Consider the following 17,082-nt stretch of genomic DNA (forward strand, 5'->3'; position numbering starts at 1 on the left):
AAGCCTGAAAAACTTCTCTTTTTAAATAAAAACAGCCTGAACAAGCACCATATAGAGAACAGTGCCTGCTCCTATGCTAAGGAGCGCATTCTCCTTGAAATAATGAAGCGCCGCTACGAAAATGACGGCTATCGCCTCCGGAAGTCCGTGGGTCGGTCCGCTTAGATCAACGCCCTTGAGGCAATACACAACCAGCAAGCCTATTGCGGAATAAGGCAATACCTGACCTAGATAACTTATATATGAACTGTTTGAATTTGCATTCTTGAATACTGCAAAGGGCAAAAACCTTGTTATCATTGTCCCTATAGTCACCACACCTATAGTAATAAGGGTCTGAACAGGTGTTAAAGTCATTATGCTCCCTCCTCTAGCAATTCTCTGTCGCAATCATATTTTTCTTCTCTTTTCCTAGACATCGTAAGCACAGCAAGTATTGCAAGCATAGAAGGGATAATGAAATTGCCTTGCCCGAAAACTAAAAGGCAAGCCAATGAACACACAACACCTATTATTGCCGGCTTGTGGTCCTTTTGAGATTTCCACTGGCCTACAAAAATTACTACAAAAAGAGCTGTAAGCACAAAATCCAGACCCTTAGTATTGAAAGAAATCATAGAACCAAGCAATCCTCCAAGAGCCGAGCCCATAACCCAGTAGCTGTGGTTTAGGAGAGTTATGAATAACATAAACCAGCTTCGGTCTACGCCTTCAGGCGGCTCAGTTGAACAAGTGATTGAAAATGTTTCATCGCACATGCCAAAAATAAGGTATGGCTTTAGCCTGCCTGTCTCCCTATACTTGTCCAGCATTGAAATTCCGTAAAATAAATGGCGGGCATTAACCATTAACGTCATAAGCAGTGCGTAAACAGGATTGAAAACTGATGTAAGAAAGCTTATGGCTACGTATTGGGCCGAGCCCGCAAATGCTACCAAGCTGAACAACACACTCCAGCCAATGCCGTATCCCTTGCTGCTCATCAGTATGCCGTAGGCGAAGCCTAAGAAAATAAATCCGGTAAATACAGGGATTGTATGAGGAAATGCCGCTTTTAATGCTTTAGTTTTTTCGTTCAAATTTTTCACCTCGTTGTGCTTAATCCACCGGCACATTATCAATGATAAGAATACAATGTGATAATCACATTTTCCGGCGATTAATTATATTTTGCATGTAGGTTAATATAGCATAAAACATTTTGAGCGTAAACCTTTAATCCATATTTAATTTTTTATATAGCTCTAAACAGAACATATTATTCAGGAAAACGACATCTGGATTTTTCATGTCTCTGATAGGTAATTTAGTGAGGCGAAATCATCTTCAGCCCAATTATTCCAATTAATATGAGCATAATGCAAATTATTCTGATTGCATCTATAGGCTCTTTAAATAGCGTTATTCCTAAAATCACAGTACCAAGAGTGCCTATTCCTGTCCAAATCGCATAGGCCGTCCCTAGCGGGATGCTCTTTAAAGCTAATGATAGTAAATAGAAACTTGCTGTCATACCTGCTATTGTGATTATGCTGGGTAAAGGCTTCGTAAATCCTTGTGAGTATTTCAAGCTTAAAGCCCATCCGACCTCAAATATCCCTGCGATGATAAGTTCAAACCACTTCATAGTCCACCTCCAATAATTTTTAAAACAAAAAAAGCCGTGGGTAATATATAAAATATCTCCCAGGCTTTTATCCTTCCGTGAACACAGTATTCTGTGCGTTTTATCTTGGACCAGACCAGTAATAAATTGCATACCGCGGAACCCTATAAAACTTTATAATATTAAGATTTTGTTTGTATTCATATATTACGACAGTATTTATGATTAAGTCAATGTCTAATACCCACTCATTAATCTTTAGCAGTTATAAAATAATGTCACAATTTTCACGCCGCTTCTCTTTTGCTAATATTATATTTCAGAAGTATAATACTTATATGTAATCCGGTTACTCATGTTTTTATCAGATCATATCAATTTAAGCAGGAGCGAATGCTGCCGTTTTTTCAAAAATCGTGTAGATCAAAGCTTATTTCAGTATATCTTAAACTTCAGAGTAAATAAAAGCATCGAACCGCTGGTAAACACCAACAAAAGTATTGCAGATATAGCTTATGGGATCGCTTTTAAAAAATATATTTAGGTGAGGGTATTTATTATGTCACTATATTCATACAAAATTTTCGATGCAGTAGCAAAACATCAGAGTTTTATACGTGCTGCCGAAAGCATCAACTTAACACCATCCGCTGTAAGCAGATCTATTGCTACCTTAGAAAAAACTCTTGGTTTCCGGCTTTTTGTCCGCAGCAGAAAAGGTGTTCGACTTACTCGGGAAGGCGAAAGCGTAATTGCGTCTATCAGATCAGTTTTGAATGCAGAAGAACAGCTGCAGCAATTGGCTGCTCAGATCAATGGACTTGAACAAGGAACTGTAGTAATAGGTACTTTCAGCAGCGTATGCAGCAATTGGATTCCCGACATCATAAAATCCTTTAGACAATTGTATCCCAATATAAACATTCACATTATGCAGGGTGACTACGAAGACGTAATTCATTGGACAAGTGTCGGAATAGTAGATATCGGTTTTGCAAGCTTGCCAGTAAGTGAAGATCTTATAGCAACTCCACTTTTCGAGGATCGCTTACTCTGCATTACACCAAAAAATTTTAAATCAAAGCATCCTGAATTTGTTACTATTGACGATATTCAAAATCAAACTTTTGTCTTGCAACGCGAGGGGTATAACGCAGATACCATATCTTTTATAAAAAAATACAACCTCACAATACAACCTGAATTCTTTATTGACGACGATCAATCCATTCTTGCAATTGTTGAAAGCGGATTAGGTATAAGCGTTGTGCCAGAATTAATTCTTAAAAAAGTATCTTACGATATTAAAATCTATCCATTGGAGCCTAATGAATATAGAACCATTGGACTCATTACTCAGCAAAAGCAGCTGCTTTCACCTGCTGCCAAAAAATTGTTCAATCATATTCTCGACCATGTCAAAAATAATATAACTTAGTCAGTAGATGGACATTGCTCTAATCTATAAAACGATTGGCATGATCACGTGACTCTAGCTTTTCTCTAGAGCCACGTGATTTATTCTAATTCTATAGTAAAGCTCTTGTAATTGTTCCCATGCCTGTGCCAAGCACTTTGGAAATCCGTTTCATTTTTATTTATTGAGTAGGATTTTTGTGATTTCCGCATATCTTTCATCTGAGATACCAAGCTTTTTCTTAAACGGTTCATCTTCCATTCGCACAACAATGACCTTACTTGGCGAAAGGAGCTTAATAATCTCTTTTAACTTCTGTACCGATACTTCATCGTCGTTGCATCCCTTCACAATCGTAATTTCGAAAATGAATTTGCCTGTATATTGCTTGTTGAATGAAACCATGTTGGAAATATATTCTTCCAATGTATATCCTTCAATTGGCCTCTGAACCTTTTGAAAGTCTTCTTCCGTAATCACTTTTATCTCACCGATTACCTCATCACAAACATTGGCGATTTCTCTACATGACGCATTTCCCAACAAGTACCCATTTGTAAGCAATCTTACAGGTAGACCTTTTGATTTTATAAAGCTGACAATTTCAGCGATTCTATCGTTTACAAAAGCTTCACCTTTCGAATTGATAAAAATCAATTCTGGCTTTGTCTTTTCAATCATGTTATCCAAATCTTGCATCGATTCTTGAAATCCGTCAAAAGTCATCTGTGTATCTACTTTTTTCGGTGATCGCCCGATAGGACAAAATATGCAATCAAAATTGCAATACTTTTCTGGCAGCACATTGACCTCTAGAACCTTATTGCCGTCCTCTATATAGGTATCTTTATAAGTGAAACTCCCCATATCAACAACCTCCTTTTCTGTACTAATAAGCCTTTTCCTTTAAAATGATTTACAGATTCATCTGACTTTTGACATTGTGCAATGCTTGGTCTAAGTCATATATGATGTCCTCAACATCTTCAATTCCTATTGATAGCCTTACCTGCCCATCTGCTATGCCCACCGCTTCACGCTCTTCTTTACTCATTGAAGCATGGCTCATTGATGCGGAGTGCTGTATAAGAGAATCCACATTCCCTAGAGAAGTCGCCAAACTAAACAATTTCACGCTATCCATGAGGAGTTTTCCTGCTTCAAATCCACCACGGACATTAAAACTCATCATTCCACCAAAATCCTTCATCTGCTTTTTAGCGATCTCATGACCAGGGTGGGATTCAATACCCGGGTATAACACTTTTTCAACCATATTGTGGTTTTCCAAGAAATCGGCTATCTTCCTTGCATTAGAACAATGAACATCCATTCTAACACCAAGAGTTTTTATCCCCTTAGAAAGCCCTGCCGCATCTGCCGGGGACATAATCCCGCCAATCCACTTCATATAATCACTATCAAATTTATGAATTAATTCTCTTTTCCCCACAATGGCTCCGCCTATCATGTCGCCATGTCCATTCAAATATTTAGTTGTTGAATGCAAAACAATGTCTGCACCGAGAGAAATAGGCTGTTGAAGATATGGAGTTGCAAAAGTGTTATCCACATACAATAATGAACCACATTCATGAGCGATTTCTGCAGCTCTCTTTAAATCTGTGATTGCAAGCGTTGGATTGCATGGTGTTTCAATATAAACAATTTTTGTATTTGGTTTCATGGCGTTTCTTATATTTTCAACTTGATCTCCAGTAACACGAACCATAGTTACTTCAATGCCAAAACGCGGAAGAATTTTCTTCATGAAACCAAACGTACCGCCATAAACTGTATCTGAGGCAACAATATGATCGCCTGTATTAAGGACAGCTAATAGCGCTGTTGTAATTGCTCCCATCCCAGAAGCGGCCATTAGAGCTGCTTCTGCATTCTCTAATGCGGCAATTTTTCGCTGTACTGCATGGATTGTTGGGTTCCCGTATCTCGTATAGGCGTAGTATTTTCCTTCCGGGTCGCCATAACCTGCTGCAATCGCTTCCTCCACGTCTTTCATCACAAAAGTAGAAGTACGATATATTGGTGCAATATGTGCCCCGGTTACCGGACAGTGTTCGCTTCCAGCATGAATTGCACTTGTGTTAAAAAGTTGTTTTCCAGTGTTCATTTTAAGAATCCTCCCTCAATTTTTCTAGTATTGCTTCATCACGTCAAACAATAAGCCATATGTTGATTAATCATCTTTAGTTCTTTGGCTTCAGTATAATATTTATATATAAGTGCGTAAAGCGCAAATACATCAATATTAAATTGAATAAATATCATTTAACTTGGCGTATGAAACACACAGGAATAATTCTTTAATTTGGGAGGCTATAACATTTATCCAATAAAAAAACTAACCTGTATGTGTCAAGCACTCTTTCTCAGAGAGCGCAGTGGAATCCGTCAATACAGCATAATAAAAAAACTAACCTGTATGTGTCAAGCACTCTTTCGGTTAGTCTGGGGCAGTTATTCAATTATTTTCTTCTTGCTATCATTTCTATCTCAATTTTAGCACCTAGAGGCAGCGATGCTACTCCTATAGTTGTACGAGCAGGATATGGTTCAGAAAATTGTTTTGAATATATTTCGTTCATTTTTGTAAAATCATTAATATCAATTAAAAATACATTTACTTTTTCAACATTGTCAGAGGTTAACCCTGCTGCTTCCAATACACTGAAAATATTCTTAAAACATTGCTTTGTCTGTTCAACAATATCACCCTCCACAAGCTTTCCAGTTTGTGAGTCTATCGGTGTCTGCCCAGATAAAAAAATTAAATCTCCTGATTCAATTGCATGTGAGTATGGTCCAACAGTTGCAGCTCCAGCTGCACTAACGGCTTTTCTTGGCATTTGAAATTCCTCCTCATTCCAGCGATATTTTTTATTATGCAAAAAAGTTTCCAGATTGCAGTTCAGACACAGTCCATTGTGGCAGCAGATTGTTCCACCGCACTCCGGGCATTTCCACTCGGCTTCTTCCTTTTTTAGGAATTCTTCAATTCCTTTTTCTTTGATGAAGTCCAGGTTTTCAATCATGCTCATGTGGTATTTTGTGCGGTATCTCTTATCCAGAGCCTTCAATAGCTTACAGGGATATGCTTCACACTCAAAGCAGAATCGAACCTTCCCTTTTCCCAGCAGCTCGCACTTATCTCCCATGTGTGTGCAGTTTTTACCCCTCTTTATACAGCCGCAGCAATATGTCCTGTGAAAGCCTTGTTTATTCAAGTCCTTTTCTTTGAATTGATAAGAAATGCATAAAGCGCAGTTCATCCCACATGGAGCAATAAGCTCTTCTTTTCTTTCAATATCTTGCTCACGCTCTTGCTTTTTCTCTGTCATAATAAATATCCTTCCACTATAGTTTGAATCAACTAGCAGGCGACCTTATAACTATTTTTTAGCTATTATGAGCTATAGTTTCCATCTTGTTATTTTTCTACCTTAATCCAATACCCTGTAAACACTCTATAGTATTTTGAATGATCCTGTCTTTTGCTCCTATATTCAAACAGCGCTAAAAAAAAATTAAAATCTCAATGTGAACCCGCTGCATATTTCCTACCTTTTTGAAACTGAATCACCAAAAAGTGCCTTCTTTTTTTAATGGATCGATGGTTTTATACTAAGAATGTGCCTGGGGACATCCTAAAAAACTAAAACAATTATTAATTTTCTAAGGAGGACATAGATATGCAAAGATTTACAATTCCAAGAGACGTTTATTTCGGTGAGAATGCCATAGAGCATCTAAAGTCGGTAGGCGGAAGCAAGGCCATGCTTGTTATAGGTTCTGAAAGACTTATACAGGATGGTACTGTTCCAAAGATTCAGTCGCTTCTTAAGGAAGCAAACATAGAAACTTCAATATTTTCAGGAGTTGAAAACGATCCTTCAGTTGCAACTGTAATGTCAGGTGCGCAGGCTATGAGAGAGTTCAATCCTGATCTTGTAGTTGGAATAGGCGGAGGCTCTCCTATAGATGCGGCCAAGGCCATGTGGATATTCTACGAGTATCCTGAATTCACATTCGAGGAGGCTGCAAAGCCTTTCAACCTGCCTGAGCTTAGAAAGAAGGCAAGATTCATAGCAATACCTACTACAAGCGGTACTGGAACTGAGGTTACTTCGTTTTCAGTAATAACTAATCACGAGACAGGCGTAAAGTATCCTATCGCCGACTACAACATAACTCCAGATGTTGCAATAGTTGACACTGGACTTGTTCAAAGTATGACTCCGTCACTTGTTGCAAATACAGGTATGGATGCTCTTACACATGCATTCGAAGCCTATGTTTCAAAGGCTAGAAATCCAATAACTGATTCACTTGCGATGAAATCAATAGAAATGACTGTGGCAAGCCTTGTTGACTCTTACAAAGGGGCAGACCAGGCCAGAAAGGACATGCACATAGCTCAGTGCCTTGCAGGAATGTCATTCTCTAATGCCATACTTGGAATAGTTCACTCAATGGCTCACAAGACAGGCAAGATATTCGACATACCTCACGGCTGCGCCAATGCAATATACCTTTCATATGCAATTCAGTTCAACTCTAAGGCAGCTGGAGCTGAGTACGCCGACATAGCAAGAAGACTTGGTCTTTCTGGAACTACAACTGATGAGCTTGTTGCATCTCTTGTGCAGCTTGTAAAGGACTTCAGAACTTCTATGAACATGCCTCACACACTTAAGGAGTTTGGCATAGCAGAAGACTTCTTCAAGTCAAGCCTTGATGAAATATCTAAAAACGCAGTGGGAGATCCTTGTACAGGCACTAACCCAAGAGACATATCTGTAGAAGAGATGAAACAGCTATTCGAAGCTGCTTACTACGGTACAGACGTAACTTTCTAGTCTCCCGTAAATAAACACTAAAAAAAGTGATGTTTGGTTTAATCCAGACATCACTTTTTCATGCTGAAAAAGAATCATATTTGTTTTGCTCTTATATCTAATATTGTCATCAGATCAAATACACATCAACCATATTTCTATATGTCAGGCTGTCATCTGTCACTTCGCAGTCTAAAGCAACAATATTGACACCTCTTCTATTCACATCCTTCAATGTTTCTCCGAATTCCTTATGAATCGTATAATTAGGAGTAAAATACAGCACATCCTTCATTTGGATTATAAAGCATATATACGCTTCATAACCGTCAGAAATACATTCGGCAAGTTCATTTAAATGCTTAAGACCTCTTTCTGTAGGCGCATCAGGAAACTTGACAACTCCAGCTTCTTCTAATGTCACGCCTTTAACTTCCACAAATATTTTTCTGTCATCTGTTTCAAATTGAACTACCGCCACCTACGCTAACGCTTAGAGGTGTACGGATTCCTAAGAACACCGATCTACCGAGCAGTTTGTTATTAGGCTAACCCCGTAGTTCCTACGGTTAGAAGCCTTAGGGCTTCGTTTTTAAGATTTATGCTTGCGTTAATATCTCTGTCGTGGTTTGCTCCGCATTCTGGACAAGTCCACTCTCTGACAGAGAGATTTTTAACGTCTTTGTTTTTGCAACCGCAATTAGAACACAATTGGCTTGAGGCGAAGTTCTTAGCTACGATGACGACCTGCTTGCCGTACCAGTTGGCCTTGTATTCAAGCATTGTCCTGAACTCCGACCATGATACCTCGGATATGGCTTTCGCTAGCTTGCCGTTTTTGAGCATATTGGATACCTGCAAATCCTCAATGCCGATGATGTCGTGGTTTTTGACTATCTCTGTGGAGATTTTGTGCAGGTAATCTGCTCTTGCATTGGCTATATGCTCGTGTATTCTGGCAACCTTGATTCTTTGCTTGTGCCAGTTGTTTGAGAACTTGATACGCCTTGACAGTATGCGTTGCTCTCTTGCAAGCTTTGCTTCAAGCGTTCTGAAAAACTTGGGATTCTCGTATGCTGTGCCATCTGAAAGTATGGCGAAATCTTTCAACCCTACGTCTATCCCGCATGAAGAATTCGACTTAGGCAGCTCTTGCACCTTTGCTTCGACAAGCACAGATACAAAATATTTGCCGGATGGATTACGCCTTATAGTGGCACTTAGAATCCTGCCAGTTATTTCTTTAGACTTAGCAAATTTGATTAGACCAAGCTTAGGCAGTTTGATTTTGTTGTCTGCTATAGCTATATTGCCATTGGTAAATTTTGTAGTATACGACTGCACTTTGTTTCTTTTGGATTTGAAACGTGGAGCGTCATTTTGCTTCTTGAAGAAACGGTCGAAAGCATCGCCAAGATTCCTCAGGGAAGATTGTAGAGCTATGCTGTCCACTTCCTTGAGCCAAACAAGCTCTTTCTTGAGTTGGGTCATTTGTGCCGAGCAAGAATTATATGTCAATCCCTTGCCTGTTTGTCTGTATTCGTTATTCCAAGCATTCAGGAAGTGGTTGAATACAAAGCGGCTACAGCCTATTGTTTTGGCTATCAGCTTTCTTTGCTGGCTATTCGGATATATGCGGAACTTGTACGCTTTGCTAACTAGCATTGCTTTTCAACTCCTTGTGTGACATATAAGGCTGATTGCTGCTATTATATGTATACCCTTGAACAGACACAAAAAACACAACTTAAAAACATTAGGCGATTCATCCCCCACCTAAGAGGATGAAGGTATTCTCGCCCTAACATTGATAAAAATTCATGAAAAACTTTATTGGGTGCCTGACTATCCATGTTAATCAATCTTTCACCTTTGTAAACAGATATCAGATCGTATTTTGTCTTCCGGTTGCTGGAATCACATTCTTGAACATTAATCTCAGCGCCCTGAGTTAATAATTCCTTACATCGCCCGGTATTTTTAACATGGCATAATTCAAGCTTTCCATCTATTTCAATATTCGCAATAAATCTATTTGGCCTGCTGATAAATTTAGCTTTTTTTATATTGTTGTATATCATTTTAGTTTTCCTGCTCAATTTTAGCTGTTTAGCTTATTTTGGGGTTAACAGACATACCGTCTCGCAATGCGGGGTATGCGGGAACATGTCTACTGGCATTACTTTTTCTATCTTGTAGCCTGCTTCCTGGAGCTGCAGCAGGTTGTCTATCAGTGTCTTCGGGTTGCAGGAGATGTATACAATGTCCCTTGCCCCGAAGGTTATTATGTCGGCTATCGCCTTTTGTGTGGCTCCCATTCTAGGAGGGTCTATTACTATTATGTCTGGCTTTTCCTCCAGCTCTCTTACCTTCTCGCCCACGTCTCCTGCTATGAAGGTGCAGTTTGATATGCCGTTGAGCCTGGTGTTCTCGTTTGCGGCGTCTACCGCCTCGCCCACAAGCTCTATTCCTATTACCTTCGTAGCTTCCTTTGAGAGTATCTGGCCTATTGTGCCTGTTCCGCTGTAGAGGTCGAATATTGTCCTGCCCTTTGACTCTCCTGCGAATTCTCTGGCTATTGAATACAGCTTTTCTGCGCCCTTTGTGTTCGTCTGGAAGAATGAGAAAGGCGATATCTTGAATCTGAGTCCCAGTACTTCTTCAAATATGTGGTCCCTGCCGTGCAGCACTCTTAGCTCCTCACACTTTACCGCATCCGCCAGGTTGTCGTCTATTGTGTTGAGTATGCTGACTATATTTGATTCAAGATTCAGAGAAAGGAGCATGTCCACATAGCCTGAAAGGTCCGGATCCAACTGCGATGATGTAACCAGGTTGACCATAAGTTCTCCGGTGTTTTCGCCTCTTCTTATTATGAAGAACCTGAGGTAGCCTTCATGGGCCTTCTTGTTGTAGTGGGGTATTCCCAAACTCTTGAAATACTCAAGTGTGGCTGAGAGTATCCTGTTGAAATCTTCACTGACTATCATGCACTCATCTACCGTGACTATATCAAAGGACCTTCCCTTCTTGTGCATGCCAAGCATTGTAGGGCCGTTCTTTTCATTGTCACCAAATGTATACTCCATCTTGTTCCTGTAGGCGTAGGCCGATGGGCTTAACTGAATGGGGAAGGCCTCAAAACCTGAGATGCCCGCCTCTTCAAAGAGTCTGTAGACCATTTCCTCTTTAAGTCTTGCTTGCTCTTCATATGGAAGCGAAAGGTACATGCAGCCTCCGCAGTCTCCAAAATGAGGGCATGTAAGCGCTGTCTCAAGCGGTGATTTTTCTATAACGCCTAATATGCTGGCCTCGGCTTTGTTCTTTCTGGCTTTCTTGACTCTTGCGCTGATTCTTTGGCCTGTTATTCCGCCCTTAAGCTCCACTTTTCTGTCTTCTGATATGGCGTATGACCTTCCCCCAAACTCCATACCCTCTATTGTAAGCTCTATTATATCTTTTCTTTTCACTAAATTTCCTCCCGGCTGCTAATCGCAAATATGCCGCCCGAACGGGCGGCAGTTTCTGTAATCTAAATTGTGTTTTATAACTCTATATGAAGCTTTTCTTCCTAAGCTCCTTTATGTCTTCTATGGTCGTCTTACCCTTGCTTTCCAGGAAATCTATGAGCCTGTCTACGCTCGTGTTTATTATCTGCTCCTTTTGCATTCCTATATCATGGAGGAGCTTGCCCGCATACTCGAAATTACCTACATCAAATGCTATATGACAGTCGGAGCCAAGCACAACCATATTCCCGTTATCCCTGGCAAGGCTGGCTATAAGGCTGCAGTTCTCCTTGCTGCCCTTCCTGGATGGTCCAAACGAGCTGTTATTTATCTCGATGAGAACGTTGTTCTTCTTCGCGGCCTTTACAACCTTCTCCTCATCTATTGGAAACATTGGGTTTCCTATGTGTCCCACTATGTCGACATTTCTGTTTTCCATGGCCTTAATAATTGCATTTGTGTTTTCATCCCTGGTTCCAGGATCTATACATATGTGATGAAGGCTTGCTATGACGATATCGAGCTCCTTGAGGTCTGAATCCCTCATGTCAAGCTCGCCGTCGTAGTCCATTATATTGGCTTCTACGCCTCTTAGAACTATTACTCCGTCTATTATTCTTGGTATTACTCTCTGGTTCTTTATATGGTAAAGGTGAGGCGCTCCCGGCATCTCCGGCCCGTGATCGGTCAAAGCAAATAACTTTATACCCTTTTTCGCAGCTTCCCTTGCTATGTCGTGCACAGTGCTGTATGCATGGCCGCTTGCTATTGTGTGGCAGTGAACATCAAGTATAAACTCCTTCATCATAATCACCTCTCCTCTTCAAGCATTAGCAATTCTTCTCCTGTCAGCTCCCTGTATTCCCCAAGCCCCAAGCTTTCGTCCAGCCTGAGATTCCCCATCGAAAGCCTCTTGAGGTACGTCACCTTCTTGCCTACCGCCTCGAACATCCTCTTGACCTGGTGGAACTTGCCCTCGTATATTGTAAGCTCAATCCGCGACGTTTCGCCGCTTTCAAGTATTTCCAGCTGGGAAGGCAGTGTTTTGTAGCCATCTTCAAGCTCCACACCCTCTGAGAAGGCCTCTATGTCATCGCTTGTTACCTCGCCTTCTACAAGTGCGAAGTATCTCTTTTTTACATGTTTTTTTGGCGATAGCACCCTATGCGCGAGCGCTCCGTCATTTGTCAGCACAAGCAGTCCCTCTGTGTCCTTGTCTAGCCTGCCTACCGGAAAAGGTTCGAATACCAGGTATTCGCCGTCTATCAGGTCAAGTACCGTTTTGTCCCTGTTGTCGAACGTGGCGCTTACGTAGCCGTCCGGCTTGTTGAGCATGAGGTATATGAATTCCCTGTACTCTATCCTCTCACCGTTATATTCGACGACGTCCTTTTCTGGATCTACATGCCTTGCCGGGTCCTTTTCAAGCTCTCCGTTTACCTTGACTATTCTAGACTTAAGCGCCAGCTTTATATCCTTTCTGCTCCCGTATCCAAGATTCGAAAGCAGCTTGTCGAGTCTCATCCCTTTTGCCATTAAAAATGCTCTCCGTTTTCGTAATACTTTTCCTTCTCGTATACCTTGAATGCCAGGTCCATGCTTTCTATGCCCAGCCCTTCCATGAGGACTTCTGTAATTGTCTTTGCAACCTCGTCCTGAAGCTTCTGGCCCCTGTCGAACCAGGCAACCTCCACAAAGGGATATGGCTGCTCTATAATGCCATTTGTTACCTTAACCGAGCTGATGCATTCTATTTCAAAGTAGTCTCTGGGACATTCCACAGCCTGTGTCAGCTTGTCTATCAGCTTCTGGCTCACCTTGCAGACCTCTTCCGGCTGTATTCCTCTTATAATTATTTGCGGCATGATGTCGCCTCCGTTCTTGTCAGTTGTTTGCAAATACTATTATACTTTAAATTAAATATCATTTACAACCATTACAAATTTTGAATCCCTAAGTTGCTAACAATATGCTATTTGCTGAATGCAAAAGGCTCTAAAATGGTATATAATATATGTGGTTATTAAGTGTCATATTCTGAGCTATTCTAATTGAATCAACTATATTAATTACATATAAAGGGAGGATTTACAAAATGCCATTAGTCAATACCGCGGAAATGTTCAAGAAGGCCTACGAAGGCAAGTATGCCATAGGAGCCTTCAACGTAAACAACATGGAGATAATACAGGGCATTGTTGCGGCTGCACACGAGGAGAAGTCTCCACTAATACTCCAGGTGTCTGCAGGCGCAAGAAAATATGCCAATCCTATATACCTTCGAAAGCTTGTCGAGGCTGCAATTGAAGACACTGACCTTCCTATAGCGCTTCACCTTGACCACGGCGAAAGCTTTGATATATGCAAGCAGTGCATAGACGACGGTTTCTCTTCTGTAATGTTCGACGGCTCTGCGCTTTCTTTCGAGGAGAACATAAGAATAACTAAGCAGGTTGTCGAATACGCTCATGCCAAGGGAGTTTCAGTTGAAGCTGAACTTGGAAAGCTTGCCGGTGTTGAGGACGACGTCAAGGTTAAGGCAGAGGACGCAACCTACACAGATCCTGACCAAGCTGTGGAGTTCGTTGAGAGAACAGGCGTTGACTCCCTTGCAATAGCTATAGGCACAAGCCACGGAGCTTACAAGTTCAAAGGCGAGCCTAAGCTTGATTTTGAAAGACTTGAAAAGATAAGCAACCTTCTTCCTGGGTATCCTCTAGTGCTTCACGGAGCGTCTTCAGTGCTTGAAGAATACGTTGCAATGTGCAACGCTTTCGGCGGAAGCATACCGGGCGCAAAGGGAGTTCCTGAAGACATGCTGGCTCAGGCTTCAAAGCTTGGGGTGTGCAAGATAAACGTCGATACTGACCTTAGGCTTGCAATGACAGCAGCAATAAGAAAGTGCCTTGCTGAGAATCCAAATGAATTCGACCCAAGAAAATACCTTGGTCCTGGAAGGGATGCAATAAAGCAGGTTGTTCAGCACAAGATAAAGAACGTATTCAACTGCTCAAACAGAATATAATCGCATTATGCGATTACTGAAAAAGAGTGCCCTCGGGCACTCTTTGTTTTTGTTTCATTCAGCTTAGTTGTTTAGTTAAAGTATTTCGAAGAACCCTGGAGCTGTCTTTTTGCGACTACTCTAGTAAGGTCCGCCTGCTGCTTTCTTGGAGCGTCCATGAATGATATTACAAGCACGAATTTCACATCCGTAATAGTCTCGTCCACGTCGTATATTTCGGCACTTACCCTTATTTTTTCGAATCTGTATTCTTCCCTCAGATCATGCTCTATATCCTGGCACATGTCGGCTATATACAGCTTTATGTCGTCAAACACCACCTGGAAGTATTCTGCATCCGTTCCAAACTCTTCGAAGAAATCATCGTCTGGATCTTCGATGTTGAATATTGTCTCGTCGAGTTTGCAGTCGAACACCATGATGTTCTTCTGACTTATCGAGTTGGATATGTCATTTACGTATTCAAAATCTGCACTTTCCCTGAGATCCTGTTCTATATCCATGCTCTTTATGACAGTTTTGCCGTTGTTCTTGTTCATAAAAGATACTTTTATCATTTTATTCCTCCTGGTTTACCTCTCAGCCATCATGTCCACAAGCCCCTTGATTTCGTTCCAGCTGTGCACTCTCGTGACCCTGTTCATCTGAAGCTCCTGGTTGTAGTTAGTATCCACAAGCAGCACGTTTATGCCATTTTCTGCAAGTTGCTGAGCATTCTCTGGATTGTCCTCAAGGAAAACGTCACAGCACAGCTCTTTGGCGGCATCCACCTTGTAGTGGCTTCCAAGCGAGTATAACCTGGCGGGCGGAAGCTGGTTGAGCTGTATCCACTCGAGCGTGGTGCCCTCCATCTCCTTATACCTTGCCGTTACAAAATATATGTTGTGATTCTTGTACATCTCCCACAATATCTCTCTGGCATCAGGCTGGACTGTTGCTTCAAGGTGCATCCTCCTGCCCTCTTCCATGTAGAATCTGGTCATCTCGTCGCGTGTGACTTCATATACTATATCAAGCCTGTGGTGTGAAAAGTCTGTAGGCTTTATTTTCTTGTCGAAATAGCTGTTAAAATACTCCAGATAGCAGTATGGGTCTGTTATGGTTCCATCTATGTCAACGCATATATTGAGCCTTTTCATGCTTTACCCCTCACTCCTTTTTCTCTATACTATTATTGTATACTTTTTCCTAAAATACAACAACTATTTAAATCAATATTATAAGGAGCTGATATTTTTGGATTTTATGGAAAAATACATGTCTGAGCTCGAGTCAAATGGCAGCGTGAGCCTCAGGATAAAAGTGACCCCTAAGATGTCTAAAACCGAGTTCAAAAAGGAGCTCTCTGACGGAACCCTCAAGCTCAATATAAAGTCAGCCCCGGAAAAGGGAAAGGGCAACAAGGAAATCATGGGATACCTTGCCGCCCTCTTTAGCGTGTCTGAAAGCTGCATCACAATCCTTACAGGTGAAACTTCACCTATGAAGACTGTAGTCATTCGAAAAAATTAGTATATTAACTTTTCAAGTGTTGGATCAACGCTGAGCATACCCTTGAGTAATGTGTAGTTCTCCATGGCCTGTTGGTTTCTCTCCTCTTTCTTTACTGCCCTTATCATGAGATTCTTCGGAGTATCCAGAGGCGATATATACTCAATAGCTGACACCTCATAGCCGTGCCCTTCGAGCAGGAGGGCCCTGAGCCCGTCTGTTATAAGGTCTGCCATCCTGGCCTTGAACACGCCATGCTTTAGTATAGGTGCTAGAGCTTCAAATGAGTATTGCTCCAAAAGCTCCTTGTGACAGCATGGCACTGCTACTATGGCATCCGCATTTGCCCTTACTCCAAGCGCTATCGCCATATCGGTTGCGATATCGCACGCATGCAGGCTTATTACCATGTCTATACGGCGATCCGCTGTGTATGACACGAGATCCTCGGTTATGAACTCCATGTTCTTGTAGCCGAGATTTTCGGCCATCTTCCTTGACGATTCTATTACATTCTCGGAGTTGTCTATACCTATGAAGTGACAGTTCTTCTTGAGCACATCCTTGATATAAAAATTGAGCACAAAGCTGAGATAAGATTTGCCACATGCGCAGTCAATGATGTTTATCGTCTCCTTGTGCTCGAAGCTCTTTATTATGTCGTCTATTAGCTCCACGAAGTGGTCTATCTGGTTGTACTTTCTTATCTTGTCGTTTTTAATCTTGCCTTCCTGGGTTAGTATGCCTATCTCCTTCAGGAGCTTCGAAGCTGGACCCACCTTAACTCTGTATTCCCTGTTACCGAGCATCGACTGCGCCTGCTTTTTGGCTACAGCGTCCTCGTCCTCTATGTTGTCGGCATACCTTATGTTGACAGCCTTGCTGTCACCTTCTATGAGTATTATTGTGCCTCTTTCAACATACTCTATATTGAGCGAGTCGTAATCGGCGGCCTCCTTTAGTATGAGGCTGCATATGCCTTCGAAGTCCAGGCTGTCCTTTCTCCCCTTGTATGTCAGCTGGAAGCGGTCTCCCTTTTGCACAGCTGTGGCTGGAAACTCCTTCCTGCCCGATTTGAACATTATGTTCATGCCTATGAAAAAATCCCTGTTGTCCTCGCTCCTTTGCCTTAGTCCCATGAGCAAAAGGGCAAGCTTGTCTATGTTTTGCTTTTTCAT

At 41.5% G+C, this 17,082-nt stretch carries 20 protein-coding genes and 1 riboswitch; of the genes, 4 read left to right on the top strand and 16 right to left on the bottom strand.

The window, feature by feature from the left end; all coding sequences use genetic code 11:
- Positions 1-21 precede the first annotated feature (21 nt).
- The 3 genes from GT589_RS06545 to GT589_RS06555 form a co-directional block, all read right to left on the bottom strand.
- Entirely contained in the window at positions 22-357 is a 336-nt protein-coding gene (locus GT589_RS06545; RefSeq protein ID WP_293397808.1) for a branched-chain amino acid transporter permease, read from the bottom strand.
- Positions 357-1,079 (bottom strand): AzlC family ABC transporter permease, encoded by a 723-nt coding sequence (locus GT589_RS06550; RefSeq protein ID WP_293397811.1) that lies wholly within the window; start codon positions 1,077-1,079, stop codon positions 357-359. The genes GT589_RS06545 and GT589_RS06550 overlap by 1 nt, the downstream gene beginning before the upstream one ends.
- A gap of 227 nt (positions 1,080-1,306) precedes the next feature.
- Positions 1,307-1,627 carry a DMT family transporter gene (locus GT589_RS06555; protein ID WP_293397814.1) on the bottom strand — a complete coding sequence of 107 codons (321 nt, stop codon included), beginning with the start codon at positions 1,625-1,627 and terminating at the stop codon, positions 1,307-1,309.
- A gap of 54 nt (positions 1,628-1,681) precedes the next feature.
- A riboswitch (guanidine-I (ykkC/yxkD leader) is annotated at positions 1,682-1,785 on the bottom strand.
- A 380-nt stretch (positions 1,786-2,165) separates the two neighbouring features.
- Between GT589_RS06555 and GT589_RS06560 the strand changes: the two genes are divergently transcribed.
- On the top strand, positions 2,166-3,044 hold the full coding sequence (locus GT589_RS06560) for a LysR family transcriptional regulator (protein ID WP_293397817.1): 879 nt from the start codon (positions 2,166-2,168) through the stop codon (positions 3,042-3,044).
- Positions 3,045-3,200: 156 nt separating this feature from the next.
- Here the strand turns inward: GT589_RS06560 and GT589_RS06565 are convergent, their stop codons facing one another.
- From GT589_RS06565 to GT589_RS10080, 3 genes are all read right to left on the bottom strand, one after another.
- The gene (locus GT589_RS06565) at positions 3,201-3,890 is read right to left on the bottom strand and encodes a radical SAM protein (protein ID WP_293397820.1); all 690 of its coding nucleotides are present in this window, start codon (positions 3,888-3,890) and stop codon (positions 3,201-3,203) included.
- Between the two features lie 49 nt (positions 3,891-3,939).
- Entirely contained in the window at positions 3,940-5,154 is a 1,215-nt protein-coding gene (locus GT589_RS06570) for a trans-sulfuration enzyme family protein (protein WP_293397823.1), read from the bottom strand.
- Positions 5,155-5,509: 355 nt separating this feature from the next.
- A complete protein-coding gene (locus GT589_RS10080) occupies positions 5,510-6,382 on the bottom strand; it encodes a Rid family detoxifying hydrolase (RefSeq protein WP_330582875.1) in 873 nt (290 codons plus the stop codon).
- A gap of 351 nt (positions 6,383-6,733) precedes the next feature.
- On the opposite strand from GT589_RS10080, the gene GT589_RS06585 reads away from it, so the two are divergent.
- Positions 6,734-7,900 carry an iron-containing alcohol dehydrogenase gene (locus tag GT589_RS06585; RefSeq protein WP_293397826.1) on the top strand — a complete coding sequence of 389 codons (1,167 nt, stop codon included), beginning with the start codon at positions 6,734-6,736 and terminating at the stop codon, positions 7,898-7,900.
- A 109-nt stretch (positions 7,901-8,009) separates the two neighbouring features.
- On the opposite strand, the gene GT589_RS06590 is transcribed toward GT589_RS06585, so the two are convergent.
- The 7 genes from GT589_RS06590 to GT589_RS06620 form a co-directional block, all read right to left on the bottom strand.
- The gene (locus GT589_RS06590) at positions 8,010-8,360 is read right to left on the bottom strand and encodes a DNA/RNA nuclease SfsA (protein WP_330582876.1); all 351 of its coding nucleotides are present in this window, start codon (positions 8,358-8,360) and stop codon (positions 8,010-8,012) included.
- 62 nt (positions 8,361-8,422) lie between these two features.
- On the bottom strand, positions 8,423-9,544 hold the full coding sequence (tnpB, locus tag GT589_RS06595; protein WP_293397829.1) for an IS200/IS605 family element RNA-guided endonuclease TnpB: 1,122 nt from the start codon (positions 9,542-9,544) through the stop codon (positions 8,423-8,425).
- Between the two features lie 44 nt (positions 9,545-9,588).
- Positions 9,589-9,960 carry a hypothetical protein gene (locus GT589_RS06600; RefSeq protein ID WP_330582877.1) on the bottom strand — a complete coding sequence of 124 codons (372 nt, stop codon included), beginning with the start codon at positions 9,958-9,960 and terminating at the stop codon, positions 9,589-9,591.
- Positions 9,961-9,993: 33 nt separating this feature from the next.
- Positions 9,994-11,349 (bottom strand): 23S rRNA (uracil(1939)-C(5))-methyltransferase RlmD, encoded by a 1,356-nt coding sequence (gene rlmD / locus GT589_RS06605; protein ID WP_293397832.1) that lies wholly within the window; start codon positions 11,347-11,349, stop codon positions 9,994-9,996.
- 82 nt (positions 11,350-11,431) lie between these two features.
- A complete protein-coding gene (locus GT589_RS06610; RefSeq protein WP_330582878.1) occupies positions 11,432-12,196 on the bottom strand; it encodes a phosphatase in 765 nt (254 codons plus the stop codon).
- Positions 12,197-12,198: 2 nt separating this feature from the next.
- Positions 12,199-12,924: a pseudouridine synthase gene (locus GT589_RS06615; protein ID WP_293397835.1), complete on the bottom strand. Its 726-nt coding sequence runs from the start codon at positions 12,922-12,924 to the stop codon at positions 12,199-12,201.
- Positions 12,924-13,253: a DUF1904 domain-containing protein gene (locus tag GT589_RS06620; protein WP_293397838.1), complete on the bottom strand. Its 330-nt coding sequence runs from the start codon at positions 13,251-13,253 to the stop codon at positions 12,924-12,926. Before GT589_RS06620 ends, GT589_RS06615 begins: the two co-directional genes overlap by 1 nt.
- Before the next feature lie 230 nt (positions 13,254-13,483).
- Between GT589_RS06620 and fba the strand changes: the two genes are divergently transcribed.
- Complete coding sequence (gene fba / locus GT589_RS06625; RefSeq protein WP_293397841.1) at positions 13,484-14,413, top strand: class II fructose-1,6-bisphosphate aldolase; 930 nt, start codon at positions 13,484-13,486, stop codon at positions 14,411-14,413.
- Between the two features lie 71 nt (positions 14,414-14,484).
- On the opposite strand, the gene GT589_RS06630 is transcribed toward fba, so the two are convergent.
- Both GT589_RS06630 and GT589_RS06635 read right to left on the bottom strand, forming a co-directional pair.
- Positions 14,485-14,970 (bottom strand): hypothetical protein, encoded by a 486-nt coding sequence (locus tag GT589_RS06630; RefSeq protein ID WP_293397844.1) that lies wholly within the window; start codon positions 14,968-14,970, stop codon positions 14,485-14,487.
- A 15-nt stretch (positions 14,971-14,985) separates the two neighbouring features.
- Positions 14,986-15,552 (bottom strand): 5' nucleotidase, NT5C type, encoded by a 567-nt coding sequence (locus GT589_RS06635; RefSeq protein ID WP_293397847.1) that lies wholly within the window; start codon positions 15,550-15,552, stop codon positions 14,986-14,988.
- Between the two features lie 106 nt (positions 15,553-15,658).
- Here GT589_RS06635 and GT589_RS06640 point away from each other — a divergent pair, with 106 nt between their 5' ends.
- Positions 15,659-15,925, top strand: coding sequence for a DUF167 domain-containing protein (locus GT589_RS06640; RefSeq protein WP_293397891.1), 267 nt, complete (start codon positions 15,659-15,661; stop codon positions 15,923-15,925).
- Here the strand turns inward: GT589_RS06640 and GT589_RS06645 are convergent.
- Positions 15,922-17,082 carry a class I SAM-dependent methyltransferase gene (locus GT589_RS06645; RefSeq protein WP_293397850.1) on the bottom strand — a complete coding sequence of 387 codons (1,161 nt, stop codon included), beginning with the start codon at positions 17,080-17,082 and terminating at the stop codon, positions 15,922-15,924. The genes GT589_RS06640 and GT589_RS06645 overlap by 4 nt on opposite strands.

The sequence above is a fragment of the Peptoclostridium sp. genome, from assembly GCF_009881055.1.
Classification (GTDB): Bacteria; Bacillota; Clostridia; order Peptostreptococcales; family Peptostreptococcaceae; genus Peptoclostridium_A.